Annotated in this window: 22 protein-coding genes and 3 tRNA genes; 10 read left to right on the top strand and 15 right to left on the bottom strand. The window is 66.7% G+C overall.

Features of this window, described 5'->3' with window-relative positions; all coding sequences use genetic code 11:
- Positions 1 to 40 precede the first annotated feature (40 nt).
- Complete coding sequence (pgi, locus tag HWX08_RS16930) at positions 41 to 1,663, top strand: glucose-6-phosphate isomerase (protein ID WP_069256903.1); 1,623 nt, start codon at positions 41 to 43, stop codon at positions 1,661 to 1,663.
- A gap of 68 nt (positions 1,664 to 1,731) precedes the next feature.
- On the opposite strand, the gene HWX08_RS16925 is transcribed toward pgi, so the two are convergent.
- Positions 1,732 to 2,445 (bottom strand): ABC transporter ATP-binding protein, encoded by a 714-nt coding sequence (locus tag HWX08_RS16925; RefSeq protein WP_174920517.1) that lies wholly within the window; start codon positions 2,443 to 2,445, stop codon positions 1,732 to 1,734.
- Between HWX08_RS16925 and HWX08_RS16920 the strand changes: the two genes are divergently transcribed.
- Complete coding sequence (locus HWX08_RS16920; protein ID WP_174920516.1) at positions 2,444 to 3,127, top strand: arylesterase; 684 nt, start codon at positions 2,444 to 2,446, stop codon at positions 3,125 to 3,127. The two genes, HWX08_RS16925 and HWX08_RS16920, sit on opposite strands and share 2 nt — an antisense overlap.
- Positions 3,128 to 3,205: 78 nt before the next feature.
- On the opposite strand, the gene HWX08_RS16915 is transcribed toward HWX08_RS16920, so the two are convergent.
- From HWX08_RS16915 to tig, 7 genes are all read right to left on the bottom strand, one after another.
- Positions 3,206 to 5,143, bottom strand: a complete 1,938-nt coding sequence (locus HWX08_RS16915; protein ID WP_174920515.1) for a SurA N-terminal domain-containing protein — start codon at positions 5,141 to 5,143, stop codon at positions 3,206 to 3,208.
- A 353-nt stretch (positions 5,144 to 5,496) separates the two neighbouring features.
- A tRNA-Asp gene (locus HWX08_RS16910) sits at positions 5,497 to 5,573 on the bottom strand.
- A 23-nt stretch (positions 5,574 to 5,596) separates the two neighbouring features.
- A tRNA-Val gene (locus tag HWX08_RS16905) sits at positions 5,597 to 5,672 on the bottom strand.
- A gap of 202 nt (positions 5,673 to 5,874) precedes the next feature.
- A complete protein-coding gene (gene lon / locus HWX08_RS16900; protein ID WP_039367161.1) occupies positions 5,875 to 8,298 on the bottom strand; it encodes an endopeptidase La in 2,424 nt (807 codons plus the stop codon).
- A gap of 197 nt (positions 8,299 to 8,495) precedes the next feature.
- Positions 8,496 to 9,767 carry an ATP-dependent Clp protease ATP-binding subunit ClpX gene (gene clpX, locus HWX08_RS16895; RefSeq protein ID WP_006489345.1) on the bottom strand — a complete coding sequence of 424 codons (1,272 nt, stop codon included), beginning with the start codon at positions 9,765 to 9,767 and terminating at the stop codon, positions 8,496 to 8,498.
- A gap of 163 nt (positions 9,768 to 9,930) precedes the next feature.
- The gene (clpP, locus tag HWX08_RS16890; RefSeq protein ID WP_006408392.1) at positions 9,931 to 10,584 is read right to left on the bottom strand and encodes an ATP-dependent Clp endopeptidase proteolytic subunit ClpP; all 654 of its coding nucleotides are present in this window, start codon (positions 10,582 to 10,584) and stop codon (positions 9,931 to 9,933) included.
- Positions 10,585 to 10,724: 140 nt separating this feature from the next.
- The gene (gene tig, locus HWX08_RS16885) at positions 10,725 to 12,071 is read right to left on the bottom strand and encodes a trigger factor (protein WP_069256907.1); all 1,347 of its coding nucleotides are present in this window, start codon (positions 12,069 to 12,071) and stop codon (positions 10,725 to 10,727) included.
- A 391-nt stretch (positions 12,072 to 12,462) separates the two neighbouring features.
- Here tig and HWX08_RS16880 point away from each other — a divergent pair, with 391 nt between their 5' ends.
- The gene (locus HWX08_RS16880) at positions 12,463 to 13,608 is read left to right on the top strand and encodes a glycerate kinase (RefSeq protein ID WP_069256908.1); all 1,146 of its coding nucleotides are present in this window, start codon (positions 12,463 to 12,465) and stop codon (positions 13,606 to 13,608) included.
- A gap of 62 nt (positions 13,609 to 13,670) precedes the next feature.
- Positions 13,671 to 14,120 carry a MarR family winged helix-turn-helix transcriptional regulator gene (locus tag HWX08_RS16875; RefSeq protein WP_069256909.1) on the top strand — a complete coding sequence of 150 codons (450 nt, stop codon included), beginning with the start codon at positions 13,671 to 13,673 and terminating at the stop codon, positions 14,118 to 14,120.
- A 171-nt stretch (positions 14,121 to 14,291) separates the two neighbouring features.
- On the opposite strand, the gene HWX08_RS16870 is transcribed toward HWX08_RS16875, so the two are convergent.
- Complete coding sequence (locus tag HWX08_RS16870) at positions 14,292 to 15,290, bottom strand: 2-dehydropantoate 2-reductase (protein ID WP_174920514.1); 999 nt, start codon at positions 15,288 to 15,290, stop codon at positions 14,292 to 14,294.
- A 112-nt stretch (positions 15,291 to 15,402) separates the two neighbouring features.
- Entirely contained in the window at positions 15,403 to 16,545 is a 1,143-nt protein-coding gene (locus tag HWX08_RS16865) for a helix-turn-helix transcriptional regulator (RefSeq protein WP_174920513.1), read from the bottom strand.
- Positions 16,546 to 16,847: 302 nt separating this feature from the next.
- Here HWX08_RS16865 and HWX08_RS16860 point away from each other — a divergent pair, with 302 nt between their 5' ends.
- The 4 genes from HWX08_RS16860 (at position 16,848) to HWX08_RS16845 (ending at position 20,603) form a co-directional block, all read left to right on the top strand.
- Positions 16,848 to 17,891, top strand: coding sequence for a porin (locus HWX08_RS16860; RefSeq protein WP_174920512.1), 1,044 nt, complete (start codon positions 16,848 to 16,850; stop codon positions 17,889 to 17,891).
- A gap of 34 nt (positions 17,892 to 17,925) precedes the next feature.
- Complete coding sequence (locus tag HWX08_RS16855; protein WP_174920511.1) at positions 17,926 to 19,134, top strand: MFS transporter; 1,209 nt, start codon at positions 17,926 to 17,928, stop codon at positions 19,132 to 19,134.
- 16 nt (positions 19,135 to 19,150) lie between these two features.
- Positions 19,151 to 20,260, top strand: coding sequence for a class II histone deacetylase (locus HWX08_RS16850; protein WP_174920510.1), 1,110 nt, complete (start codon positions 19,151 to 19,153; stop codon positions 20,258 to 20,260).
- A 112-nt stretch (positions 20,261 to 20,372) separates the two neighbouring features.
- On the top strand, positions 20,373 to 20,603 hold the full coding sequence (locus HWX08_RS16845; RefSeq protein ID WP_107310595.1) for a hypothetical protein: 231 nt from the start codon (positions 20,373 to 20,375) through the stop codon (positions 20,601 to 20,603).
- 105 nt (positions 20,604 to 20,708) lie between these two features.
- On the opposite strand, the gene HWX08_RS16840 is transcribed toward HWX08_RS16845, so the two are convergent.
- Positions 20,709 to 21,002, bottom strand: a complete 294-nt coding sequence (locus HWX08_RS16840; RefSeq protein ID WP_174920509.1) for a hypothetical protein — start codon at positions 21,000 to 21,002, stop codon at positions 20,709 to 20,711.
- Between the two features lie 304 nt (positions 21,003 to 21,306).
- Positions 21,307 to 21,393, bottom strand: a tRNA-Leu gene (locus tag HWX08_RS16835).
- A 236-nt stretch (positions 21,394 to 21,629) separates the two neighbouring features.
- On the opposite strand from HWX08_RS16835, the gene hpnD reads away from it, so the two are divergent.
- Positions 21,630 to 22,463 carry a presqualene diphosphate synthase HpnD gene (gene hpnD / locus HWX08_RS16830; protein WP_069256917.1) on the top strand — a complete coding sequence of 278 codons (834 nt, stop codon included), beginning with the start codon at positions 21,630 to 21,632 and terminating at the stop codon, positions 22,461 to 22,463.
- 10 nt (positions 22,464 to 22,473) lie between these two features.
- Here hpnD and HWX08_RS16825 read toward each other — a convergent pair whose 3' ends face one another.
- The 3 genes from HWX08_RS16825 to HWX08_RS16815 all read right to left on the bottom strand — a co-directional run bounded on the left by HWX08_RS16825 (position 22,474) and on the right by HWX08_RS16815 (position 25,639).
- Complete coding sequence (locus HWX08_RS16825) at positions 22,474 to 23,694, bottom strand: DUF1501 domain-containing protein (protein WP_174920508.1); 1,221 nt, start codon at positions 23,692 to 23,694, stop codon at positions 22,474 to 22,476.
- Positions 23,695 to 23,761: 67 nt separating this feature from the next.
- Positions 23,762 to 25,231, bottom strand: a complete 1,470-nt coding sequence (locus HWX08_RS16820; protein ID WP_174920507.1) for a DUF1800 domain-containing protein — start codon at positions 25,229 to 25,231, stop codon at positions 23,762 to 23,764.
- Positions 25,232 to 25,360: 129 nt separating this feature from the next.
- A complete protein-coding gene (locus tag HWX08_RS16815) occupies positions 25,361 to 25,639 on the bottom strand; it encodes a hypothetical protein (protein ID WP_059729638.1) in 279 nt (92 codons plus the stop codon).
- Between the two features lie 258 nt (positions 25,640 to 25,897).
- Between HWX08_RS16815 and ompR the strand changes: the two genes are divergently transcribed.
- The gene (gene ompR / locus HWX08_RS16810) at positions 25,898 to 26,632 is read left to right on the top strand and encodes an osmolarity response regulator transcription factor OmpR (protein WP_006478565.1); all 735 of its coding nucleotides are present in this window, start codon (positions 25,898 to 25,900) and stop codon (positions 26,630 to 26,632) included.
- The last annotated feature ends 31 nt before the right edge of the window (positions 26,633 to 26,663 follow it).

Below are 26,663 nucleotides of genomic sequence, written 5' to 3'. Positions count from 1 at the left end.
GCGCGGCATTCCTCCCGATTCACGCCTCACTCGAACCGCCATGACGCTGAATTCGCTCCCCGCCTGGACTGCCCTTCAATCCCACTTCGAGCAAATCCGCCACGCCCGGCTGCGCGACTGGTTCGCGCCGGAAAACGACCGCGCGCCGACCCGCGCCGAACGCTTCACGATTCCGGGCGGCGGCCTCGCGGCCGATTTCTCGAAGAACCGCATCAATGACGACACGCTGCGCCTGCTCGTGCAGCTCGCGCGCGACGCGGGCGTCGAAGCGCGCCGCGACGCGATGTTCGCGGGCGAGATCGTCAACCCGACCGAAGGCCGCGCCGCGCTGCACACCGCGCTGCGCGCGACCGATCCGCAAGCACCGTTCCATGCGCAGGTCAGCGCCGAGCGCGCGAAGATGGCGACGTTCGCGCGCGCCGTGCGCAGCGGCTCGTGGACGGGCTACACGGGCAAACGGATTCGCCACGTGATCAACATCGGCATCGGCGGCTCCGATCTCGGGCCGAAGATGGTCGTGCACGCGCTGCACCACGTCGCGACGCCCGACATCGCCACGCACTTCGTATCGAACGTCGACGGCGCCGATCTCGCGCGCGTGCTCGAACAGGTCGATCCCGAGGAAACGCTCGCGATCATCGTGTCGAAGACTTTCACGACACTCGAAACGATGACGAACGCACGCTCGCTGCGCGACTGGTTCGTCGCACGCGGCTGCCCCGAGGATGCGCTCGCGAAGCACTTCGTCGGCGTGTCGGCGAACCCGGCCGAAGTCGTGAAGTTCGGCATCGCCGCGGACAACGTGTTCGAAATGTGGGACTGGGTCGGCGGCCGCTACTCGCTGTGGTCGGCGGTCGGCCTGTCGATCATGATCGCGATCGGCCCCGAGCAGTTCGACGAGCTGCTCGCCGGCGCGAACGACATGGATCGCCACTTCCGCGAAGCGCCGCTCGAGCGCAACCTGCCGGTGCTGCTCGGCCTGATCGGCATCTGGTACCGGAACTTCTTCGGCTCGCAGAGCTATCTCGTCGCGCCGTATTCGGAAGCGCTGCACTACCTGCCGTCGTACCTGCAGCAGCTCGAAATGGAGAGCAACGGCAAATCCGCGCGCCTGGACGGCACCTTCGTCGACTACCCGACGTCCGCCGTCACGTGGGGCGAGCCGGGCACCAACGGCCAGCATGCGTTCTTCCAGATGCTGCACCAGGGGCCGACGATCGTACCGATCGACTTCATCGCGGTGCTGACGCCCGAGCATCCGCTCGCGAACCATCATCCGAAGCTGCTGGCGAACTGCTTCGCGCAGAGCGAGGCGCTGATGCTCGGCCGCACGCTCGACGAAGCGCGCAAGGTCGCGGGGCCGGGCAAGGAGGCGCTCGCGCCGCATCTGACGTTCCCGGGCAACCGGCCGACGACGACGCTGCTCGTCGATGCGCTGACGCCGCGCGCGCTCGGCGCGCTGATCGCGCTGTACGAACACAAGGTGCTCGTGCAGGCAACGGTGTGGGACATCAATCCGTTCGACCAGTGGGGCGTCGAGCTCGGCAAGATTCTCGGCAAGGTCGTGGAAGCCGACCTGTCGGCCGAGTCGGTCGATCCCGCGAAGCACGACTCGTCGACCACGGCGCTGATCGAGCGCGCCCGTGCGGCGCTGAAGCGTTGAAGCGCTGACGCGACGGCGTCATGGCGATGCCGGCCGCGCAGCGCTGCCTGTACGGCCGGCCGATGAATTCAGGTGCTGCGCCGCTGCGCCTGCGGCTCGACGATGCGTCCGGCGTCGAGCGTCACCGTCGTCGCGCAGCGGCGCGCGAGTTCGACGTCGTGCGTGACGAGCACGAGCGTGGCGCCGTGCGTGCGGTTCAGTTCGAACATCAGGTCGATAACCGCATGGCCGGTGGCCGCGTCGAGGCTGCCCGTCGGTTCGTCGGCGAACAGGATCGCCGGGCGCGTGACGAACGCGCGCGCCAGCGCGACACGCTGCTGCTCGCCCCCGGACAACAGCTTCGGATAATGCGCGGTGCGTTCGCCGAGACCGACCTGCACGAGCAACGCGCAGGCGCGCTCGGCCGCGTCGCGCGCGCTGACGCCGCCCTGCAGTTCGAGCGGCAGCATCACGTTCTCGAGCGCCGTCAGATGCGGCATCAACTGGAACGACTGGAACACGAACCCGACTGCGCCGTTGCGCAGCGCCGCGCGCGCATCCTCGTCGAGCTGGTCGAGCGCGCGACCGAGCAGGCGAACCGTGCCGCTCGTGGCGCTGTCCAACCCGGCAAGCAGGCCGAGCAGCGTCGATTTGCCCGACCCCGACGCGCCGACGATCGCGAGGCTGCTGCCCTGCGTCACGGCGAGCGTGATGCCGTCGAGAATCGTCAGCTCGCCCGTCGCGTCGGCGACCCGCTTGCATACGTCATGGACTTCGATGATCGGATCGGTAATCTTGAACATGGACACGACATTTCGCTGGAAGAGACGCGCGGCGGCTGCCGCGCTGCTGGGCACCATGCTGGCCGCCACCGTGCCGGCACGCGCCGCCACGACATCGGCCGCGACATCCGCGACATCGGGCCGGCCCGTGATCGTCGTGCTCGGCGACAGCCTGTCGGCCGAATACGGGCTGCCGCGCGACACCGGCTGGGTGGCGCTGCTGCGGCAACGGCTCGCGACCGAGCGAATCGATTATAGCGTCGCGAACGCGAGCGTCAGCGGCGACACCACGAGCGGCGGCCGCGCGCGGCTGCCCGCGGTGCTGCAACGGCTCAAGCCGTCGATCGTCGTCGTCGAGCTCGGCTCGAACGATGCGCTGCGCGGCGTGCCGCTCGCGACGACCGAGCAGAACCTGCGCGACATCATCGCCGGCGCGCGGCAGGCGCATGCGAAGGTCCTGCTGGTCGGCATGTACGTGCCGCCCAATTACGGCCCCGACTACACGCAGAAATTCCACGCGGTCTATACGCGGCTGTCGAAGGATCTCGGCGTGCCGCTCGTGCCGTTCCTGCTCGCCGGCATCGAGAACAGGCCCGAGCTGTTCCAGGCCGACCAGATGCATCCGGCGCAGCCGGCACAGGGCATGCTGCTCGACAACGTCTGGCCCACGCTGAAACCGCTGCTCGGCAAGCCGCGCGGCTGACCTGACGACTCGCCGCCATCGGAAAACAAAAAGCCCCGCACGAAGCGGGGCTTTTTGTCGTTGCATGCGAAACGATGCTCAGTTGTCGCCGTCCTGCGACTGGCTGGCCGTCGTCGTACCGTACAGCTTCACCTTCGAACGATCGCGCAGCGCGGCGAGATACGCTTCGCCTTCGCTCTGCGCATCGACCTGCGCCATCTGCTGCTGCGCGGCCGCCAGTTGCTGCGGATCGACCGCCGAACCCGGAATCACCGCGTTCACACGGTAGATCGCATAGCCGTCGGCGCCGAGATCGACGCCGACGTAGGCCGGCAGCGTCTTCGCGTCGACCTTGTAGACGGCGCTCAGCGCGGCCGGCGTCAGGCCCTGCGACTGCGTGCGCGACACCTTCTGCGCAGCCGAAAACCCGTCGGTCGACTTCGACTTCTGCAGTTCGGCGAGCTTCGCCGCACCGTCCTTCTTCGCGAGTTCCGCGGCCTGCTCGGCGACGACCTTCTGGCGCACGACGTCCTTGATCGCGTCGAGCGCGGGCACGGCAGCCGGCTTGTAGTCGGTCACGCGCGCCGAGATCAGCGTGTTGTTGCCGACGTCGATCGCCTGCGTGTTGTTCTGGTTCTTCACCGCGTCGTTCGCGAACACGGCAGCCAGGAACTTCGGATTGTTCAGCGGGCTCGTCGGCGGCAGTTGCGGATTCGGCGTCGGCGTGACGGTGGCCGTCTGGATCGTCAGCTTGTACTTGTCCGCGGCCGGTTGCAGCGTCTTCGCCTTTTCGTACACGGTCGACGTGAAGCCTTCCGCGTTGTCCGTGAATGCCTTCGACGCGTACTGCTGCTTCAGGTCGACCGCGATCTGATCCTTCACGTCCGCGAACGGCTTGACGGCCGCCGGCTTCACTTCCGTTGCCTTCAGGATGTGGAAGCCCAGATCCGACTGCACGACGCCACTCACGTCGCCCTGCTTCAGCGCGAACGCCGCATCGTCGAACGCCTTGCCGCCCGCCGTCGAGCCGCGCGTGATGAAGCCGAGGTCGCCGCCCTTCGCGGCCGACGGTGCATCCTGCGAGTTCTTCTGCGCGATCTGCGCGAACTGGTCGGGATGCGCCTTCACGTCGGCCAGCAGTTGCTCGGCCTTCGCCTTTGCGGCTGCCTTGTCGGCCGCGCTGGCGCTGCCCGGCGCGGCGATGAAGATGTGGCTCACGCGCACCTGCGCTTCGGTGCGGAAGTGCGTCGGGTTGTCGTCGTAGAACTTCTTGATGTCCGCATCGGTCGGCTGCGCGCTCGCGGCGGCCGTGGCCGGCGAATAGACGAGGTACTGGATCGTCGCGGTTTCGGGCGTCGCGAAACTCTGCTTGTGCGCGTCGTAGTACGCGGTGAGCTGCGCGTCGGTCGGCTGGACCTTCGCCGCGAAGTCGGTCGTCTTCAGCACGAGCGACTGCACTTCGCGCTGCTGCGCGGCGAGTTCGGACAGGCGTTGCGCGAGGCTCTTCGGCGTGAACGCGCTCGACACGATGCTGGCCGGAATCTGCTGCAGCGCGAGGCTGTAGCGCACGCGCTCCTGATACTGCTCGGGTGTCATCCCCTGGAACGCGAGCAGCTGCGCATAGCGTTCGACGTCGATCGAACCGTCGGGCTTCTTCAGCGACGCGATCATCGGGTCGCTCATCAGTGCTTCGCGCACGGCGTTGTCGGATGCGGTCAGGTGCAGACGCTGGGTCTCGTCGGCCAGCACGCGTTGCTGGATCAGGCCGTCGAGCACCTGCTTGCGGTGCTCGGGCGTATCGAACATCTTGACGTCGAACTGCCCGCCGAGCGCCTGACGCGCCTGGTCGATCTGCTGGCGGAACGCGCCGTCGAATTCGACCCGCGTGATCTTGTGCCCGTTGACTGCCGCGACGTTCGCACTATCGTCGAAGAAGCCGCGGAAGCCTTGGATCCCGACGAAACCCAGCCCCGGCAATACGATCAGGAGCAGGAGCGCCATCATCAGGCGCTGGTGATTACGGAAGAAATCGAGCATGCGTGACGGGAAAATTGGACAAAACGACCGATATTACAACATACAAGTTGGGACGGGAGAAAAGCAGACGTGATGTCGGCGAGCGCAACGCGACAACCGGGTACACGCAAAGCGCTCGCACCGACGATACAAATGAAGAAGCCCGCACGAGGCGGGCTTCTTCATTTTCTGGCGGAGCGGACGGGACTCGCCTACATCCCGCAGGCCGCGGATGCGCGTGCACGCGCATCCCTTCGAGTCCCGCCGGAAGCCGCGCAGGCGGCTTCCTCCACTCCGCAGCCACGCGCCCGCGAAGCGGGCGCATCGAACGATAAAAATGAAAAAGCCCGCACGAGGCGGGCTTCTTCATTTTCTGGCGGAGCGGACGGGACTCGAACCCGCGACCCCCGGCGTGACAGGCCGGTATTCTAACCGACTGAACTACCGCTCCTTGGTCTGGCTGAATCGTGAAACTGGTGGGTGCTGAGGGGTTCGAACCCCCGACCTACGCCTTGTAAGGGCGCCGCTCTACCAGCTGAGCTAAGCACCCGTTTCCGATCCGTTCTGGCTGCGATCTGCGTTTCGGCATCAACAACCAGCGAGCCCGCAAGTTTAATTCATCCCCGATCATTTTGCCAAGCCCGCACGCAAAAATTTTTAACGTTCTCGCATGCAATTTCAGCGCACATGAAAAAACCCGCGGACATGCCGCGGGTTTCGTGAACAACCGTCAGCAACGACGGCGTTCCGGGTCAGTGCTTGACGAATTCCGTCGAGCCGGCATCCTTCGCCGCATCGGCGACCGGTGCCGCCGCCTTCGCCTCTTCTTCCGGCGGAAGCGGAGTCGGTGAACGCTCGAGCGCGAGTTCCAGTACCTTGTCGATCCAGCGGACCGGCACGATCTCGATCGCGTTCTTCACGTTGTCCGGAATCTCGGCGAGATCCTTCACGTTCTCTTCCGGGATCAGCACGAGCTTGATGCCGCCGCGATGCGCCGCGAGCAACTTCTCCTTCAGACCACCGATCGGCAGCACTTCACCACGCAACGTGATTTCGCCCGTCATCGCGACATCGGCCCGCACCGGGATACCCGTGAGCACCGACACCAGCGCGGTCGTCATCGCACCGCCGGCGGACGGACCGTCCTTCGGCGTTGCGCCTTCCGGCACGTGGATGTGGATGTCCTGCTTCTCGAACGCTTCGTCCTTGATACCGAGACGTCGCGAACGCGAGCGCACGACCGAACGTGCGGCCTCGACCGACTCCTTCATCACGTCGCCGAGCGAACCGGTACGGATCACGTTGCCCTTGCCAGGCATCACCGCGGCTTCGATCGTCAGCAGATCGCCGCCGACTTCCGTCCACGCGAGGCCCGTCACCTGACCGACCTGGTTTTCCTTCGCCGCGAGGCCGAAGTCGTACTTGCGCACGCCGAGGAACGTATCGAGGTTCTCGCCGTCGACCTTGATCGCGCCCGATGCCTTCTTCAGCAGCAGCATCTTCACGACCTTGCGGCAGATCTTCGACACTTCCCGCTCGAGCGAACGTACACCGGCTTCGCGCGTGTAGTAGCGGATGATGTCGCGGATCGCCTGCTCGGTGACCTCGATCTCGCCTTCCTTCAGCCCGTTGTTCTTCTTCTGCTTCGGCAGCAGGTAACGCTGGGCGATGCTGACCTTCTCGTCTTCCGTGTAGCCCGACAGACGGATCACTTCCATCCGGTCGAGCAGCGGCGGCGGGATGTTCAGCGAGTTCGACGTCGCGACGAACATCACGTCCGACAGATCGAAGTCGACTTCGATGTAGTGGTCGGCGAACGTGTGGTTCTGTTCCGGATCGAGCACTTCGAGCAGCGCCGACGACGGATCGCCGCGGAAATCCATGCCCATCTTGTCGACTTCGTCGAGCAGGAAGAGCGGATTGCGCACGCCGACTTTCGTCAGGCTCTGCAGGATCTTGCCCGGCATCGAACCGATGTACGTGCGGCGGTGGCCGCGGATCTCGGCTTCGTCGCGCACGCCGCCGAGCGCCATCCGGACGAACTTGCGGTTCGTCGCACGCGCGATCGACTGGCCGAGCGAGGTCTTGCCGACGCCCGGAGGCCCGACGAGGCACAGGATCGGCGCCTTGACCTTGTCCACGCGCTGTTGCACCGCGAGATACTCGAGGATCCGTTCCTTCACTTTCTCGAGGCCGAAATGATCCTCGTCGAGCACCTGCTCGGCGTTCGACAGATCATTGTTGACCTTGCTCTTCTTGCGCCACGGCAGGCCGATCAGCGTGTCGATGTAGTTGCGCACGACGGTCGCTTCCGCCGACATCGGCGACATCAGCTTCAGCTTCTTCAGCTCGGCGTCGGCCTTCTTCTTCGCTTCCTTCGGCATGCGCGCGGCGTTGATGCGCTTCTCGAGTTCCTCGAGATCCGCGCCCTCTTCGCCTTCGCCCAGTTCCTTCTGGATCGCCTTGACCTGTTCGTTCAGGTAGTACTCGCGCTGGCTCTTTTCCATCTGGCGCTTCACGCGCCCGCGGATGCGCTTTTCGACCTGCAGGATGTCGATCTCGGCTTCGAGCTGCGCGAGCAGGTGCTCGAGGCGCTCGATGACCGGGAACATCTCGAGGATGTGCTGCTTCTGGTCGAGCTTCAGCGGCAGGCGCTCGGCGATCATGTCGGCGAGGCGGCCCGCTTCGTCGATGCCCGACAGCGACGTGAGGATCTCCGGCGGGATCTTCTTGTTCAGCTTCACGTACTGGTCGAACTGCGACACGATCGCGCGGCGCAGCGCTTCCGTTTCAGCGCTGTCGGCGTGATCGGGCTCGAGCGGCATCACGTCGCAGGAGAATTGCGTTTCCTGCTCTTCGATCGACAACGCCTTCGCGCGCTGCAGCCCCTCGACGAGCACCTTCACGGTGCCGTCCGGCAGCTTCAGCATCTGCAGGATGTTGGCGATACAACCGACCTCGTACATGTCCTTTTCGGTCGGTTCGTCCTTGGCCGCGGTTTTCTGGGCGACGAGCATGATGTGCTTGCCGCCTTCCATCGCTGCTTCGAGGGCCTTGATCGATTTCGGCCGGCCCACGAAGAGCGGAATCACCATGTGCGGGAAAACGACGACATCCCGCAGCGGCAGCAGCGGGAGCGTGATGCGTTCCGGCGGGAGAAGTTGGGTGCCTGACATTTCATTTCCCCATGAGTGGAATCAATTGTTCGGTAATTGAGGCCGCCACAACGAATTGCAAGCCTTCAAGTGCGGGAAATATTCGGTAAGAAAGTAACCACCGCGTGTCGAGTCAGAGTTACCCACAAGATAAACGAAAAAAAGCCGCCCACGGTCTCATGAACGGCCTTTTTCGCAGAACATCGTCGGCAAGCCGGTCAGTTCGAACCCGCCACCTTCGGCGTGTCCTCGTAGATCAGCAAGGGCTTGCCGTCCCCATCGATGACGTTCTCGTCGATGATGACCTTGCTGACCCCTTTCATCGTCGGCAGCTCGTACATCACGTCGAGCAACGCCTGTTCGATGATCGAACGCAAGCCGCGCGCGCCGGTCTTGCGGCGGATCGCCTTGCGGGCGACTGCCTGCAGTGCGCCCGGCCGGATCTCCAGCTCGACGCGCTCCATCGCGAACAGCTTGTGATATTGCTTGACGAGCGCGTTCTTCGGCTCGACCAGAATCTTCATCAGCGCGGCTTCATCGAGCTTGCCGAGCGTCGCGACCACCGGCAGGCGGCCGATCAATTCGGGGATCAGACCGAATTTGATCAGGTCTTCCGGTTCCGTTTCGCGCAGCACTTCGCCCGCGTCGCGTTCCTGCTTGCTCTTGACCGTCGCGCCGAAGCCGATACCGGTTTTCTCGGTACGGTCGGTGATCACCTTTTCGAGACCGTCGAATGCGCCGCCGCAGATGAACAGGATGTTGGTCGTGTCGACCTGGATGAAATCCTGGTTCGGGTGCTTGCGGCCGCCCTGCGGCGGCACCGACGCCATCGTGCCCTCGACGAGCTTCAGCAGCGCCTGCTGAACGCCCTCGCCCGACACGTCGCGCGTGATCGACGGGTTGTCCGACTTGCGGCTGATCTTGTCGATTTCGTCGATGTAGACGATCCCGCGCTGGGCCTTGTCGACCTCGTAGTTGCAGTTCTGCAACAGCTTCTGGATGATGTTCTCGACGTCCTCGCCGACGTAGCCGGCTTCGGTCAGCGTCGTCGCATCGGCGATCACGAACGGCACGTTGAGCAACCGCGCGAGCGTCTGCGCGAGCAGCGTCTTGCCGGAGCCCGTCGGGCCGATCAGCAGGATGTTGCTCTTCGACAGTTCGACGTCGTCCTTCTTGTCGAGATGCTTCAGGCGCTTGTAGTGGTTGTACACGGCCACCGCGAGGATTTTCTTCGCGCGCTCCTGGCCGATCACGTACTGATCGAGGATGTCGCGAATTTCCTGCGGGCTCGGCAGATCCGACCGGGACAGGCTGGCCTCGACGCCGGCGGCAGCCGCCTCGTCGCGAATGATTTCGTTGCAGAGATCGATGCACTCATCGCAGATGAACACCGACGGGCCCGCGATGAGTTTTTTCACCTCATGCTGGCTCTTCCCGCAAAACGAGCAATACAACAGCTTCTCGCTGTTCGAACCTTTTTTGTCCGCCATGAATGTAGAGCCTCCGGACAGGTAAATGACATGATACGCCGATTGCTCCGGACGCCGCGCCTAGGGCGCGACCGGAGCCGGCTGGATGCGCTTGCCGCAGATGCTCAGGGCACTCGGGACGTTGAGGAGCGCCGCACGAATCGGGGCGGCACCCCACTTAAGCTCACGGGCGCTTCAGCAGCACCTGATCGATCAGCCCGTACGCCTTCGCGTCCTCGCTCGACATGAAGTTATCACGGTCGGTGTCGCGCGCGATGCGCTCGACGTCCTGGCCCGTGTGCTGCGCGAGCAGGTGGTTCAACCGTTCCTTCAGGTAGAGGATCTCGCGTGCCTGGATCTCGATGTCGGAAGCCTGGCCGCGCGCGCCGCCGAGCGGCTGGTGAATCATCACGCGCGAATTCGGCAGCGCAAAGCGCTTGCCCTTCGCACCCGACGCGAGCAGGAACGCGCCCATGCTGGCCGCGAGGCCCATGCACAGGGTCGACACGTCCGGCTTGATGAACTGCATCGTGTCGTAGATCGCCATCCCGGCCGACACCGAGCCGCCCGGGCTGTTGATGTAGAGGCTGATGTCCTTGTCGGGATTCTCGCTCTCGAGGAACAGCAATTGCGCGACAACGAGGTTGGCGGTCTGGTCGTTCACTTCGCCGACCATGAACACCAGGCGCTCCTTCAGGAGACGCGAGTAGATATCGTACGAACGCTCGCCGCGGCCGCTCGTTTCGACGACGATCGGCACCAGCCCCAGCGCTTGGGCCTCGAAACCCTGCGGCGCGTTCGAAGCAAGCATGTCCAGCAATTCAGCGCGAGTGATCATTCAATGAACCTTGTTCGAATGGAAAATTGAACGGAAGGAAGCCGCCCGCTCAATCGCCATATTAATGGCAACCGTGCGCCTGACGTAAAAACGGCGTGCGGGCCGTCGCTCCGACAGCCGGCACGCCGCTAGAGCAGCACTTACGCTTGCGCCGATGCGCTCGCGAGTGCTTCGAAGCTCACTTCCTTGTCCGTGACCTTTGCCTTGCCCAGCACGAAGTCGACGACGTTGCTTTCAACGACGAACGCTTCCATCTCGGCGAGGCGCTGCTGGTTCGAATAATACCAGCGGACCACTTCCTTCGGGTCTTCGTAGCTCTTCGCGAACTCGTCGACTTCCGCGCGGATCTGTTCCGGCTTCGCTTCGAGGCCGTTCGCCTTCACGAGTTCGGCCAGCACGAGGCCCAGCTTCACGCGGCGTTCCGCCTGCTCGGTGAACATCTCGGCCGGGATCGGGGCGTCCTTCGCGTTCGGCACGCCGCGCTGCGCCAGATCCTGGCGAGCCATTTCGACGAGGCGTTGCTGGTCCTGCTCGATCAGCGCCTTCGGCACGTCGAGTTCGGAAATCTTCAGCAGCGCGTCCATCACCTGGTTCTTGACGATCGACTGCGTGCGGCGCTTCGCTTCACGCTCGAGGTTTTCCTTGATCTCGGCGCGCATCTTCGTGAGGTCGCCGTCTTCGATGCCGAGCGACTTCGCGAATTCCGCGTCGATTTCCGGCAGGTGCGGCCATTCGATCTTCTTCATCGTGACCGTGAACTGCGCCGTCTTGCCTGCGACGTCCTTGCCGTGGTAGTCCTCGGGGAATGCCAGGTCGAACGTGCGCGATTCGCCGGCCTTCAGGCCCAGCGCTGCCGTTTCGAATTCCGGCAGCATGCGTCCTTCGCCGAGCACGAACGGGAAATCTTCGGCCGTGCCGCCCGGGAACGCGACGTCGTCGATCTTGCCGACGAAGTCGACCGTCACGCGGTCGCCGTTCTTCGCTGCGGTATCCGCGCCGCCGTCGCCGTGCTCGCCGGCTTCGCCGCGTGCGTGGTAGTGCACGCGCTGCTTGCGCAGGATGTCCAGCGTGCGGTCGATTTCGGCGTCGCCGATCGACGTCGTCGAGCGCTCGACTTCAGCCGTCGCCAGATCGCCGATCTTCACTTCCGGGTAGACCTCGAACGTCGCGTCGAACGCGTATGCGTCTTCAGCCTGTTCCTGCTTCGGCTCGAAGCTCGGCTGGCCGGCGACGCGCAGGTTTTCCGCGCGGCTGATCGTGAAGAATTCCTGGCCGATCTTGTCGCTCAGCACTTCCGCTTCGACCTGACCCGCGTACTGTTGCGCGACCATCTTCAGCGGCACCTTGCCCGGGCGGAAACCCGGCATGCGCACGTTCTTCGCGAGTTTCTGGATACGGGCGTCGATTTCCTTCTGCACGGTGTCTTTCGGCAGGGAAATCGTCACGCGGCGTTCAAGCTTGCCGAGGTTCTCAACAACGTTAGCCATGGCTTCAATCGTCCTAAAATTATTCGAGCGAATCGGGTTTTCCTTGCCGTGCCTGCCTGCGGCGGCGCGATGTGTGTCACATGCGCCCGCCGCGCCGGAGCGCCACGCCATCCCTGCACGCGCCGAATGGCTAGCGCAAGCGGCTCGGAGCACGGCTTTGGCCGGAAGAATCGACTATTCTAGCAAACAATTTTCGTCACGCCGCCAGATCGCCGCGACACACATGCGTCTGCGCCGCGTCGGCAGCCCTTTGCACGGCAATGCGCGCGGATCGCCGCTATGCCGCATGCCGTATCCACCCCGTGCCCGCCATCCTGTAAGCTCCGATTGAGAGTGCGCCACGCTTGTGGCCCCCTCATTGATCACACCAATCACGCCTTCCGGAGACACCATGCCGCAACACCCGTCCGCGCCTGTCGTCGTCATCGCGCCCGATTCGTTCAAAGGCTCGCTTTCCGCCGAGCAGGTCGCGGACGCGATCGCCGCCGGCATCCGCCGCGCCCGGCCCGACGCCGTCGTGCGCTGCTGCCCGATGGCCGATGGCGGCGAAGGCACGCTCGACGCGATGCTGGCGGGCGGCGGCACGCGGCGCGCGCTGCGGGTGGCCGGCGCGTCGCTCGCGGCACGCGACGCGGCGGTCGGCGTGATCGACGCGCGCACCGCGATCGTCGAGACGGCCGAGATCGTCGGCATCACCGATCCGGTCGGCATGAGCGTGCCGGTCGACGCGCGCAGCACGCGCGGGATGGGCGAGGCGATTCGTGCGCTGCTCGACGAAGGCGTGCGCCGCTTCTTCGTCGCGCTCGGCGGCAGCAGCACCAACGATGCGGGCGCCGGGCTGCTCGCCGGCCTCGGGCTGCAGTGCTTCGACGCGGGCGGTCAGCCGGTCGAGCCCGTCCCGTCGCGGCTCGTCGACATCGCGCGCATCGACGCGTCGGGGCTCGATGCGCGCCTGAAGGAAACGGAATTCATCGGCATGTCCGACGTCGACAACCCGCTGACGGGCGACCACGGCGCGACCGCCGTGTTCGGCCCGCAAAAGGGCGTGACACCCGCACAGGTTGCGACCCTCGATGCCGCCCTCGCCCGCTTCGCCGATCTCGTCGAAACGGCACTGGACCGCCGCGGCCGCGACCTGCCCGGCGCCGGCGCCGCGGGCGGCCTCGGTTTCGCGCTGCACATGCTCGGCGCGCAGTTCGAAGCGGGCGCCGAAGTGGTCGCGCGGCAGGTCGGGCTCGATGCCGCGCTCGCCGGCGCCGACTGGCTGATCACCGGCGAAGGCCGCTCCGACGTGCAGACGCTGCACGGCAAGGCGCCGTTCATCGCGTGCCGCCACGCGCGGGCCGCGGGCGTGCCCGCGTCGCTGCTGTCGGGCGCGGTCGACCCGGCCGCGCTGCCGCGCCTGTCCGAACATTTTTCCGGCTGCTTCTCGCCGGCTCCCGGGCCGATCACGCTCGACGTCGCGATCCGCGACGCGGCCAATCTGCTCGCGAACGAAGCGGAGCAGTTGACACGCCTGAAGTACGGTGCACACTGACCGTTGACCCGAGCGCGCGATACAGGAACAATCGGGCCCGCCCTTTTTCTTCAGGATTCGACATGAAAGGCCGTCCAGCCGGGCTCGATCAGTTTCTGACCTATCGCCTCCACGCGCTCACGAAGCGTTCCGACCGCGGAATCGGCGAGGTGTACCGGCACAAGCTCGACATCTCGCTGCCCGAGGCGCGCGTCATCGCCGCCGTCGGCGCCTTCGGCCCGTTCTCGATCATGGATCTCGCACGCCACACCAATCTCGACAAGAGCCAGGCGAGCCGCGCCGCCGAAGCGCTGCTGCGCCAGGGGCTGCTCGAACGCAGCGCGAGCGAGGAAGACGGCCGGATCGTGCTGATCGCGCTGACCGCCGACGGCCGCGCGCTGCATCGCAAGATCATGCCGATCGTGCGCAAGTGGAACGACGGCCTGCTCGCGTGCCTGTCCGACAGCGAACGCCAGACGTTCGAGCGGCTGCTCGACAAGGTCGTCGCGCACGCCACCGAACGGGACGACTGAACGGCAACAGGGGCACGACGCCCGCCTTATTGATCAGACGAATTCGACGGGCCGCTCCGGTCGCCTCACCCGCGACGGAGCGGCCCGCTTTGCGTTGCGCATGGTGAGCGGCTCGCTGCGCGCCGCGTTACCCTCGTTACCCGCGTTGCGCATGCGGCCGCCCGGCAAGTGCTACAGCCCGCTGTTCGTCGCGCGCTGCCGCAACAGCCCCAGCACCGCCTCGCAATACGGGGTCGGCACGCCGAGCTTGCGCCCGAGTTCGGGAAACACGCCGAGGATCGGGCCGATCTCGAGCGCGCGCCCCGCTTCGAAGTCCTGCAGCATCGACGTCTTGAACGCGCCGAGCCGGCGCGTGACCGCGATCCGCTGGGGCCCGGTCATCCCCGTCGACAGGCCGAGCTTCGCGCCGATCGCGGCCGCCTCCTCCATCATCCGCAGCGCGAGTTCCTGCGTGAACGGATCGTCGAGCAGTTGCTCGGACGTCGACCCCGTCAGCGCGCTCAGCGGATTCATGTTCATGTTGCCCCACAGCTTCGCCCAGATCTCGGTCCGGATCGCGGGCGTCGACTCGACGTCGAAACCGCCCGCCGCCAGCGCCGCGGCAAACCGCGCGGTGGCCGCATCGAGCCGCGCATCGGGCGCACCGACGATCAGCCGGTTGCCGCGCCCGCGCCGCACGATGCCCGGCGCGTCGGTACTCGACGACAAGTGCACGACACAACCGATCGCCTGGGCGGGCGGCAACGCCGCCGACACCGCACCGGCCGGATCGACCGCATCGAGCGGCACGCCGTCGAGCGCCCCTGCGAGCCCGTGCGTGAACCACCATGGCAGCCCGTTCATCGCCGCGACGATCACTGTGTGCGGCCCGACCAACGGCGCAATGCGCGCGGCCAGCGCCGGCAGCACCTGCGCCTTCAGCGCGATCACCACGTAGTCCTGCACGCCGAGCGCGGCCGCATCGTCGCTTGCCCGCACCGGACAGGACGATGTGTCGCCCGTCTCGTCGATCACGCGCACGCCGTGCGCATTCAGTGCGTCGAGCGTCGCGCCGCGCGCGTACGCGCTCACGGTCATGCCGGCCCGCGACAGCGCGGCCGCGAGCAACCCGCCGATTGCGCCGACGCCGACGACCGCCGCGCGCACCGACCCTGTATTCGTGTCGTTCATGATGGCATTCCGTCTCCTGGAAGCTGACGAGCATAACGCTCAATGGTTGCGGGAACAACCATTTGCGCGAACGCGTGCAAAGCGTGTCGATCGTGCGCTTCAGCGCCGCTCGTCACCGGCTTCCACCGGCCTCCACCGGTTCGTCGTCGGCCGCGCCGCCCGTCGCGCCGAGCACACCCGCGATCTGGCTCTTGTCGTGCATGCCGAGCTTGCGGTACGCGCAACGCAGGTAGTGGCGCACGGTCGTCGGCGAAATTGCCATCTGCTGCGCGACTTCCTTGTGCGAGCGCCCGGCGCCGTAATAGCGGATCGCCGCAAGCTCGCGCGGGCTCAGCCGGTCGAGCAGCGAGCGCGGCCGCGCCTCGATCTGGAACAGCCCCGCCACCGGCACGCACTGGATTCGCAGCGCGTCGCCGACGAACGGCTGGCCCGACTGGCGCCGCAGGTGCGCGACGAGCGGCTCCGGCACACGTGCGCCGGCCCACGCCGGCCATTCGGTGCGCAGCACGTCGTCGAACCCGTGATCGGCGTGGTGGAGCACACCGAAGTTGTCGCACAGTGCGCGCGCCGCCGGCGCGACCGCATCGCCGCGCTCGCGCGTGAGCTGCGCGGCGCGATTGATCGTCAGCGCCGCCGCGAGATGCGGAATCACTTCCTCGAAACGGCGCGCATCGTCGTCGCTGAACGGGCGATTCAGCCCCTGGCGGTAGATCGACATGAACGTCGTCAGGCCGAACCGGCGATCGAGCGTGCACACGCACATCAGCTGCGCGAGCCCGTACTTCACGCACCAGTCGCGAAACCGCGCATCGAGCCCCGGCTCGACGACCGACAGACGCACCGCGTGGCCGTGCGCGCCGCGCAACGTGCGCTGCGCGAGCGGGTCGCAATCACGCACGCGCTTCCAGTCGCTGAAGAACGCGTGCGGCAGACGGTACAGGAAGCTGTTGTGCATCACCGGGCCGGTCGGCAGATGGGTCGCGACGCCCGTCCATGCGGCGTCGAACGGAACGAGCGCCTGCAACAGCGAAAAGAACCGGTATTCGAATTCGCCGATGCCGGACTGGGCGGCAACCGCGTACAGGTCGAGCAGCATCAGCCCGAGTTCGCGCTGCGATGCGTCGGCGCGCGTCACGCCGTCGAAATCGGCACGCCGGGACGGCAGCGGCGGCCACGCGAAGTCGTCGAGCACGATGGCGGCCGGCACGTCGCGCAGCGCATCGAGATCCTGCCCGATATCCGTCGTGATCCTCACCTTCCGCTCCCCTGCCCGATCGGGCTGCCGATATCCGCAACGACACCGGCCGATTATAGCGATCGGCTTTTTTGACGGGCCACGGTGCGGGAACGGGCGCCAACCCCATCCATTTGAACGGTGCGCGGCACGTTGCTGCCCCGCAGCACGCCGCGTCACGGCCGTGCACCGCGTACGTGCCGCGCCCCGCGGGTTTTCCGCACCGTTCATCTGGACGACTGTTCGAGGGGTTTCCCGCTGCGGACACTGCGTCGCGACAACACCAACGACGAACCGACGCAGGACGGTATGGAGAACCCGACGTGACGACACCCCGCTTCATCCGCACGGCCGCGGCCGTCGCGACGCTGGCCGCGTGCAGCGCCGCGCACGCGCAGTCCGCACTCACGCTGTACGGCGCGCTCGATGCCGGCGTGCAATACCTGACGCATGCCGACGGGCGCCGCTCGGCCGTGCAGTTGCAGAACTACGGCATCCTGCCTTCGCAGATCGGGCTGAAGGGCCACGAGGATCTCGGCGGCGGCTGGCGCGCGCTGTTCAAGCTCGAACAGGGCCTCAACGTCAACGACGGCACGTCGACCGTGCCCGGCTATGCGTTCTTCCGCGGCGCATACGTCGGCATCGCGGGGCCGGTCGGCACCGTCACGCTCGGGCGGCAGTTCAGCGTGCTGTTCGACAAGACGCTGTTCTACGACCCGCTCTGGTACGCGTCGTACAGCGGCCAAGGCGTCATCGTGCCGCTCAATGCGAACTTCATCGACCGCTCGGTCAAGTACCAGTCGCCGACGTTCGCCGGCTTCGACGTGGCGGCGCTCGTCGCGACGTCCGGCGTCGCCGGCAACACGCGCGCCGGACGCGTGCTCGAACTCGGCGGCCAGTACACGAGCAACGGCCTGTCGGTCAGCGCGGTGCTGCATCAGGCGCACGGCGACGTCTCCGCGGCCGGCGACACGTCGGCGCGCTGCCGTGAACTCGGCACGCTCGCCGCGCGCTATGCGTTCGCCGCGCTGCCGCTCACCGTCTATGCGGGCGTCGAACGCCTGACCGGCGACCTCGACGCGGCGCGCACGATCGTCTGGGGCGGTGCGCGTTACCAGATGTCGAGCGAGATCGGCCTGAACGCCGGCCTCTATCACACCGATTCGCGCACGCCGGCGATCGGCCACCCGACGCTGTTCATCGCAAGCACCACGTACGCGCTGTCGAAACGCACCGTTGCCTACGTGAACCTCGGCTACGCACGCAACAGCGGCCAGAGTTCGCAGACCGTCTACGAATACGACCCGACGCCGCTCGCCGGCGCATCGCAGTTCGGCGCGATGGTCGGCATGTACCACCTGTTCTGACCACCTGTTCTGATTTCCCGGACGAGATCCCGCCATGAAAACCCTTTCCCCGGATGCCGCACTCCCGCCCGACGGCCGCGAGTCGACCTTCGCGCGCGCGACGCTCGTCGCGCTCGTCGTGTTCGCGGCCATCACGCCGCTGCTGCTGCTCGTGGCGCCCGCCGTCGCCGGCCAGCTCGCGACGCAGCTCGGGCTGTCCGCGTCGCAGATCGGCACCTACTTCTTCGTCGAACTCGGCGCGTTCAGCCTCGCGACCGTGCCGTCGTACCTGTGGCTCGGCCGCATCGACGCACGCCGCGTCGCCGCGTTCGCCGTCGCGCTGTTCGGCGCGGGCAACCTGCTGACCGCGCTGTGGATGCCGGGCTTCGCCGCGCTGCTCGCGCTGCGCGCCGTCACCGCGCTCGGCGGCGGATCGCTGATGGTGCTTTGCATGACGAGCGCCGCGACGAGCGAGAACAGCGACCGCGTGTACGGCCTGTGGGTCGTCGGCCAGTTGATCGCCGGTGCGATCGGCCTGTTCGTGCTGCCGCATGTGTTCGCCGCGTTCGGGCTGCGCGCGCTGTATGTCGCGCTCGCCGCGCTCGCGCTGCTCGCGGCGCCGCTGTCGCGCGGCTTTCCGTCATCGCCGGGCGCGCGAACCGCGCCTGCGCACAACGCGCGCGGCGCGGCCGCACATCCGCCGCAAAGTTTCGTCGTGCTCGCGATCGGCGCGGTGCTGACGTTCTATCTCGCGATCGGCAGCGTGTGGACGTTCGCCAGCCGCGCCGCGAACGACGCCGGGCTCGATCCGCAGTCGACCGGCAACGTCCTCGCGATCGCGAGCGTGATGGGCATTGCCGGCGCGGCGCTCGCGTCGTGCACGGGCGGTCGGCTCGCCCGGCGCGCGATGCTCGCGGCCGGTTACGCGCTGCTGGCCGCGTCGCTCGTCGCGCTCGCGGTGATGCGACACGCCGGCGGCTACAGCGCGGCGATCTTCGCGTTCAAGTTCGCGTGGACGTTCGTGCTGCCGTTCATCCTCGCAACCGTCGCGCAAATCGACACGTCGGGCCGCCTCGTGGCCACGCTCAATTTCGTGATCGGCGCCGGCCTCGCGGCCGGCCCGCTGCTCGCCGGGCTGATGCTCGACGCCGGCGGCTCGATGCACGTGCTGTTCGCGATCGCGACGGCCGTCTCGATCGTGTCTTTCGCCGCGCTGCGCCACATCGATCGCCGCACGCGCGCGTCCGTTTCCTCCCAACCGTGACAGGTCACGCACACCCATGAATCGCACTGCCTTCTTCACCGACGAACGCACTTTCTGGCATACCGGCGGCACGCATGCGCTGTTCTTCCCGGTCGGCGGCTGGGTCCAGCCGCCGTCGAGCGCGGGCTACGCGGAATCGCCCGATTCGAAGCGCCGTTTCCTGTCGCTCGTGCAGGCGTCGGGCCTGGCCGCCCAGCTCGACATGCGCGGCGCCGAACCGGCGTCGAACGCCGACCTGCTGCGCATTCATCCCGCGCACTATCTCGACGCGTTCCGCGCACTCAGCGACGCGAACGGCGGCGACCTCGGCGATCTCGCGCCATTCGGCAAGGGCAGCTACGAGATCGCCGCGCTGTCGGCCGGCCTCGCGATCGCGGCCGTCGATGCGGTCGTCGGCGAGCGGGCGGCGAACGCGTTCTCGCTGTCGCGGCCACCCGGCCACCACTGCCTGCGCGATCGCCCGATGGGCTTCTGCCTGCTGGCGAACATCCCGATCGCGATCGAGGCTGCCCGCGCGAAACACGGCATCGAGCGCGTCGCGGTGATCGACTGGGACGTGCATCACGGCAACGGCACGCAGTCGATCTACTACGACGATCCGGACACGCTGACGATCTCGCTGCATCAGGACCGCTGCTTCCCGCCCGGCTACAGCGGCGCGGACGATCGCGGCGACGGCGCGGGCGTCGGCGCGAACCTGAACGTGCCGTTGCTCGCGGGCAGCGGCGACGATGCGTATCGCTACGCGTTCGAACGGATCGTGCTGCCGGCGCTGGCGCGTTTCCGGCCCGAGCTGATCGTGGTCGCCAGCGGCCTCGACGCCAGCGCCGTCGACCCGCTCGCGCGCATGCAGCTGCATACCGACAGCTACCGGTTCATGACGCGCGCGGTGAAGGATGCCGCGCAGCGCCACTGCAACGGGCGGCTCGTGATCGTTCACGAAGGCGGCTATTCGGAAGCGTATGTGCCGTTCTGCGGGCTCGCGATCGTCGAGACGCTGGCCGGCATGCGCACCGACGTCGCCGATCCGATGCTCGACCTCGCGATCGCGCAGCAGCCCGGCGAGCGCTTCGTCGCGTTCCAGCGCGCACTGCTCGATGAACTTGCGGTGTCGTTCGGGTTGTAGCGCGCGGGCGGACGCGACGAGGGCCGGCCTGCGCCGGCCCTCTTGCGCGATCGGTGCGGATGGGGTTTCCTGTGTGTTTATCCCCGTTCCGGCGCGAAGCCGCACTCTTCCGATGAAATCGTCCCCGCGCGACAACCATGACGATGCCAAGACGCGCCGCCAGCCTTCGAAGCTGGTCCTGAACATCGCCGCCGTGACGGTCGGCCTCGTCACGTTCGCGATCGGCGCGGCGTGGGTCATCTATAGCTGGGTAGTCGATCGCGAAGCGCAGTATTTCGCGATCCCGCTGGTGTTTTCGGTACCGGTGATCGTGGCGGTCGCGATCCGGAGTTTCTGGGAATAAGGCGGCCTGAAATGACGAAGCGCCGCGGGTCGAACGACGCGCGGCGCCGGGTACCGGGCTTGTTTCAGATCAGGCGGAGCGGACCGCGGTTCGCTTGAGGGACGGTCACAGACCCGGGCGCGGGCACGGATTGGAGACGGGGCCCTGATATCCGTCGGTGACGATGCCGAGCGCGGCACCAGCCAGCGACGTGCCGATGGCTTTCAGTACGTTTTCCGTGGAGAACGTCTCGCCGCCCGACATCACACGCCCCGAATACGCGGAACACGCCGACGACGATGAGACCGTCTGCGCGGGCCGGGTACTCCAGGCAATGTTCTCGGCGGGCGTATTGGCAAAAGCCGGCACGACCGACATCAGCGCCAGTACGGAAATCGGAATGCGGACGGTGTTTTTCATCGGTGGTCCTCGGCGTTATTGCGTTTCTTGTATGAGAAGCGAACACGACACTACACGCGGCACGCGTTTTCGTCCACCGACTGTCCAGGCTCGCGTGCCCGGAAAGGCATCGACACTATTCAACCATTGTTTTGATACCGTCGCTGGCCTGGCGAAAACCAGAGCGGCACAAACGCCCGCTGGCTTCCAGCCCTCACCCGAAGCACGGTAACCGAATCGACACGCATCAACGAAAAAGCGCTGCGGTCAATCGACCGGCAGCGCTTTTCGATGAACGGCCCCTGAGCGAGGCGCATTCGACTTCTGGTGCGTGAGGCCGGACTCGAACCGGCACACCCTTGCGGGCGTCAGGACCTAAACCTGGTGCGTCTACCAATTTCGCCACTCACGCGCATTTTCTGTCGCCTGACCACGCGGCACGCATGATGCGTTTCCACGCGCCCGGGACACCGCGCCGGCCTGTAACCCGGCACGCCCGATCAGGCGAGCGCGAGATTCTACCCGATCCGCGCGGCGTTGTCTCGCCCCTGCCGGCACCCGTCGTGCAGCGGTGCTAGAATGCCGCGCTCGACGTTTCGGCCGCGCGCCGCCGCGCGTCCCCCGAACCCGCCCCACACGATTCCGCCCGTGAACTTCGACGACTACTGTCAGCAAAAGGCCGCCCCTGCCGGCTCCAGCGTCTACTACGCGCTGCGTCAGGCACCGCTCGCCACGCAGCCGCGCCTGACCGCGCTGTTCGCGCTGCGCCGCGAACTCGAGGAAACCGTCAAGGAAACCAGCGACCCGACCGTCGGACACACGAAACTCGCGTGGTGGCACAAGGAACTCGCGGCGCTGGCCGACGGACAGCCGTCGCACCCGGTCACGAAGGCGCTCGCGCAGCATCACCCGGCGATCGCCGCCGAGGCCGACGCATTGCGCACGCTCGTCAACGGTTACGGGATGGATCTCGAACAGGCGCGCTACCTCGATTTCGCGAACCTGCAGCGCTACATCGCGCAAGTCGGCGGCACGTTCGCGTCGCTGGTCGCGCGCGCCAGCGCCGCGAACCCGGCCGACCCGCAACCGTGGGCCGCGGACGTCGGCCGCGCGCTGATGCTCGCGCAATTCGTGCAGGACCTCGGCAACGATGCGCGCCACGGCCGCATCTACCTGCCGATCGACGAGCTGCAGCGCTACAACGTGACCGCGGCCGATCTGCTGAACCGCCGCTACAGCCCGGCGTTCACCGAATTGCTGCAATTCCAGACGGCCCGCGCGCGCGAAGCGCTCGTGGCCGCCGAAGCGGCGATTCCCGCCTCCGAACGCCGCACGCAGCGCACGCTGCGCGCGCAGATCGCACTGGCCGGCTCGCTGCTCGACGAAATCGAACGCGACGGCTACCAGGTGCTGCACCAGCGCATCGCGCTCACACCGATCCGCAAACTGTGGATCGCGTGGCGTGCCGCGCGCCGGCGCTGACCCTGCCCCCTCACGCCTTCAGCAACGGCAGCGTGTCGAAGCGCTGCTGCAGCACGCGCGTCGCGTCGAGCCCCCACCACGGCCCGAGCACGGTCGCGTAGAGCTGGCGGAAATCGACCGCGACCGGCAGGTTGCCGTTGCCGTCGAGCCGCCCGAGCGCCGGCGGCGCCCCATACAGCCCGCCGGCCACGCGGCCGCCCATCACGAAATGCGGCGCGGCCGTGCCGTGGTCGGTGCCGTTGCTCTGGTTCTCCCGCACACGCCGCCCGAATTCCGCATAGGTCATCACGAGCGTCTGGTTCCAGCGGCCGAGTTCGATCAACGCGCCGCGCATCGCGCTCATCCCTTCCGCGAACTGCTTGAGCAGCGCGGCTTGCTGCCCCGGCTGGTTCTGGTGCGTGTCGAAGCCGTTGAGCGTCAGGCGCAGCACCGCGACACCGTCCTGCGCGCCGGGCCCGGACGCTTCGCACGCGGCCAGCACCTGCATCGCGGTCTTCACCGACGTGCCGAACGCGCCGGCCGGAAAGGCCGTCCGGAATTCACGCATCCCGCCGCGCGGGCGCAACCGGCCGGCCGCCTTCACGATGTCGTTCTCGACGTCGATGATGTGGGCGAGCGCGGGGTTCTGTTCACGCAGCGACGACGGCTCGGCGAGCCGGGCCGCACGAATGAACTGCGCGGGATTGACGAGAGCGATCGCGCGCGCACCGTTCGAGAGCGGCCCCATCTCGGCGCTGCCGAGCACGACGCCGTCGGCCGCGAAACCGGGCGGCACGGGCGCCTGCGCGAACGTGCGTGTGAGCCAGCCTTCGTGCAGGTACTGATCCGAGCGCGACGCGGTGTCCCAGATCTCGATCGAGCGAAAATGCGACAGGTTCGGCTGCGGATAGCCGACGCCCTGCACGACCGCGACCTGCCCGTCGCGCCACAGCGGCATCAGCGGCGCAAGCGCCGGATGCAGCCCCGTGTGTGCGTCGAGTTGAAGCACCTGCTCGCGCTTGATGCCGATGCTGCGTCGGAACTGGTAATACAGCGGGTCCGCATACGGCACCACCGTGTTGAGGCCGTCGTTGCCGCCCTTCAGCTCGACGAGGATCAGCACGTTCGCATACCCTGCGGCCGGTGGGCGCCCCGCCTGCGCCACGGAAGCCGCCATCGCGGGCGCCTGCCACATCGATACGCCGGCCGCGGCCGCGGCGCCCGTCAGCGTCAGAAAATCACGTCGGTTCATCGCACATCCTTTGGTTCGCCGCCCGGCGCCTTTGCCGCAGCGACTTCCCGCTTCATCGTCGTTCGCATCATTTCAGTTGATAGGCCGGATCCATCAGCAGCGCCTCGAGGTACGCACCGCCGGTCGAATCCGTGTCGATCGCCGCGACCGGCGAAAGCGGCAGCACCGCGTGCTGCAACTGCAGCTCGGTCGACAGACCCGCGATCGCCTGCGGCCGCGCGCGATATTGCGCCAGCCAGCGTTCGAGGTCGAAGCGCAGGCCGGCGCGCGCGGGCTTGGCGGACGCGCCGCGCAGGCCGGCCGCGGACGCCGTATCGACCACCGGCATCGCATGCGCCGGCGGATGTATGCCGGCCGTCTCGGTCGCGCGGAACAGCTGATCGACGAACTGCTTGCGCGCGAGCAGCGTGGTGCTGTTGATCCACAGTGCGCCGCCCGGCCAGCCCTTCACGTTCGGCGGGTAGAACAGGTTCTGCCCGAGCGTGCGCACGGTGTTCGCGAGCATCCGCGGATCGCCGTACGAAACGTCGAACAGCCGCACCGATCCGACGACGAATTCCACCGGCGACTTGACCAGCACGCCGCGGTTGCGCGGATCCCAGAATGCATCGGTCGACCACAGCGCGGCGAGCGCCGCGCGAATGTCGTAGCCGCTCGAACGAAACCGTTCGGCCAGCGCACCGAGCGCGACCGGATCGGGCGTATCCGACACGAACTCGCGCCACAGCTTGCCGACGATGAAGCGCGCGGTGCCGGGCTGCTTCAGCAGGATGTCGAGAAAGCCGTCGCCGTCGAACGGCCCCGTTTCGCCGAGGATCGTCTTGTCGCCCGCATCGTGCCATTCCGGCCGCACCGCGAAGCGCAGCGTGTCGGGGTCGACCGTCCAGCCCGTCATCGCGCGCGCGGCTTCGGTCACGTCGACCTGCGTGTAGTGCCCTTCGCCGAGCGTGAACAGCTCCATCACCTCGCGCGCGAAATTCTCGTTCGGGCGCCCCTTGCGATTGCTCGCGCCGTCGAGATACTGCAGCATCGCCGGATCCTTCGCGACCGCGTGCAGCAGCACGCCGAAGTTGCCGAGCGCCTCGCGGCGAAACAGCGCGTTCTGCGCGGCCATCGTCTGCGGATAAGGCACCTTGTCCTGCCCCGACGTGAAGTGCCCGTGCCAGAACAGCGTCATGCGCTCGGTCAGCGGCGACGGCGTGACGATCATCTCGTTGATCCAGGCCGCGCGCAGCGCATCGTAGCGGAGATTGCGCTCGCGCTGCTCGTCGCGCCGCATGTCGGCGGTCAGCGCCTGGCGCTGCGCGCGCGTCGGCGGCAACTCGGCGAGCCAGTCGGGCCATGTCGTGACGGGATCGCGGCGCACGCTGCCGAGCGTGTCGGCCACGACCTGCGCGCGCGTCATGCCGACGATGCGCGCAACGTCGGCGGGCGCGGGAGAAAAACCGGTACGGGTCAGGAAAAACAATGCATCGTCGGCATCGAGCGGCGACTGCATCGCGGGCGACGGCGCCGGTGCGGCAGCGTTCGCTTTCATCGTCAAGGACTCCCGGAACGCACCGGCGGTGCGGATGCCGGTACAACGGCAATCGACGTTCGAAAGTTGACGGAAAAATTGCTACGAATCTTTTCCGCGCCGCGCATGAGCGGCGCGAAGGACCGCGCGTCAGCGCTTGTACAGCTCGCGAACGGCGTCTTCGATGTGCTGGCGCAGAAGGTGGCGCTCCTCGGGCGTCATGTGCCCGTCGCGGCGGCGCTGCTCGAGATCGGGAGGCACGGCGGAACGGGCCGTCATCTCGGCGGTACGATCGGACTGCGGCGCTTTGCCGCGCGGCAGCTTGCGCGACGATGCGCCCTGCTCGGGGCGCTGCGCATACGCGAAGTTCGACGCATACGGACCGGCAAGCGCGATCGTCAGCATCAGTGCAATCCGGGCAGATCGCATGACCGTCCTCGCTTCTTTGGTCGATTTGTTCCCTTCGTCACGCGGCAACCGGTTACCTCTGGTACTTGAAAAACCCTGCGGAATTCGGGTGTACAAAGATGAAAGATGGAGTGCAGGGGAGTATCTACCGAATTTCGGCTTCGAGTAAAGGAATCTCTATAGCCTGCCTTTACTCCGCGCGACACTACGGGTAAATTTTGTAACCGACTGTAACGCACGAAAATACGCGGCCGTGCGTCAATTCCCATTCGCGATAAGATGCCGATCATGGAAACGAAAAACCCCTCCAAGATTCTCGTCGTCGACGACGACCCGCGCTTGCGCGATCTGCTGCGCCGCTATCTCGGCGAGCAGGGTTTCAATGTCTACGTCGCCGAAAACGCGACTGCAATGAACAAGCTCTGGGTACGCGAGCGTTTCGACCTGCTCGTGCTCGACCTGATGCTGCCGGGCGAAGACGGCCTGTCGATCTGCCGCCGCCTGCGCGGCAGCAACGACCGCACGCCGATCATCATGCTCACCGCGAAGGGCGAGGACGTCGATCGCATCGTCGGCCTCGAGATGGGCGCCGACGATTACCTGCCGAAGCCGTTCAACCCGCGCGAACTCGTCGCGCGCATTCACGCGGTGCTGCGCCGCCAGGCGCCGGCCGAACTGCCGGGCGCGCCGTCGGAAACCACCGAGGTGTTCGAGTTCGGCGAGTTCTCGCTGAACCTCGCGACCCGCACGCTGACGAAGTCCGGCCAGGAAATTCCGCTCACGACCGGCGAATTCTCGGTGCTGAAGGTGTTCGCGCGCCATCCGCGCCAGCCGCTGTCGCGCGAGAAGCTGATGGAGCTCGCGCGCGGCCGTGAATACGAAGTGTTCGACCGCAGCCTCGACGTGCAGATCTCGCGCCTGCGCAAGCTGATCGAACCGGATCCGGGCAGCCCGCGTTTCATCCAGACCGTCTGGGGCCTCGGCTACGTGTTCATCCCGGACGGCGCCGCCTGATCTTTTTCCTTTCCGGTTTCGCCCGCCCACG

The sequence above is a fragment of the Burkholderia metallica genome, assembly GCF_902832845.1.
Lineage (GTDB): Bacteria > Pseudomonadota > Gammaproteobacteria > Burkholderiales > Burkholderiaceae > Burkholderia > Burkholderia metallica.
This window is presented reverse-complemented; position numbering and strand designations above follow the sequence as displayed.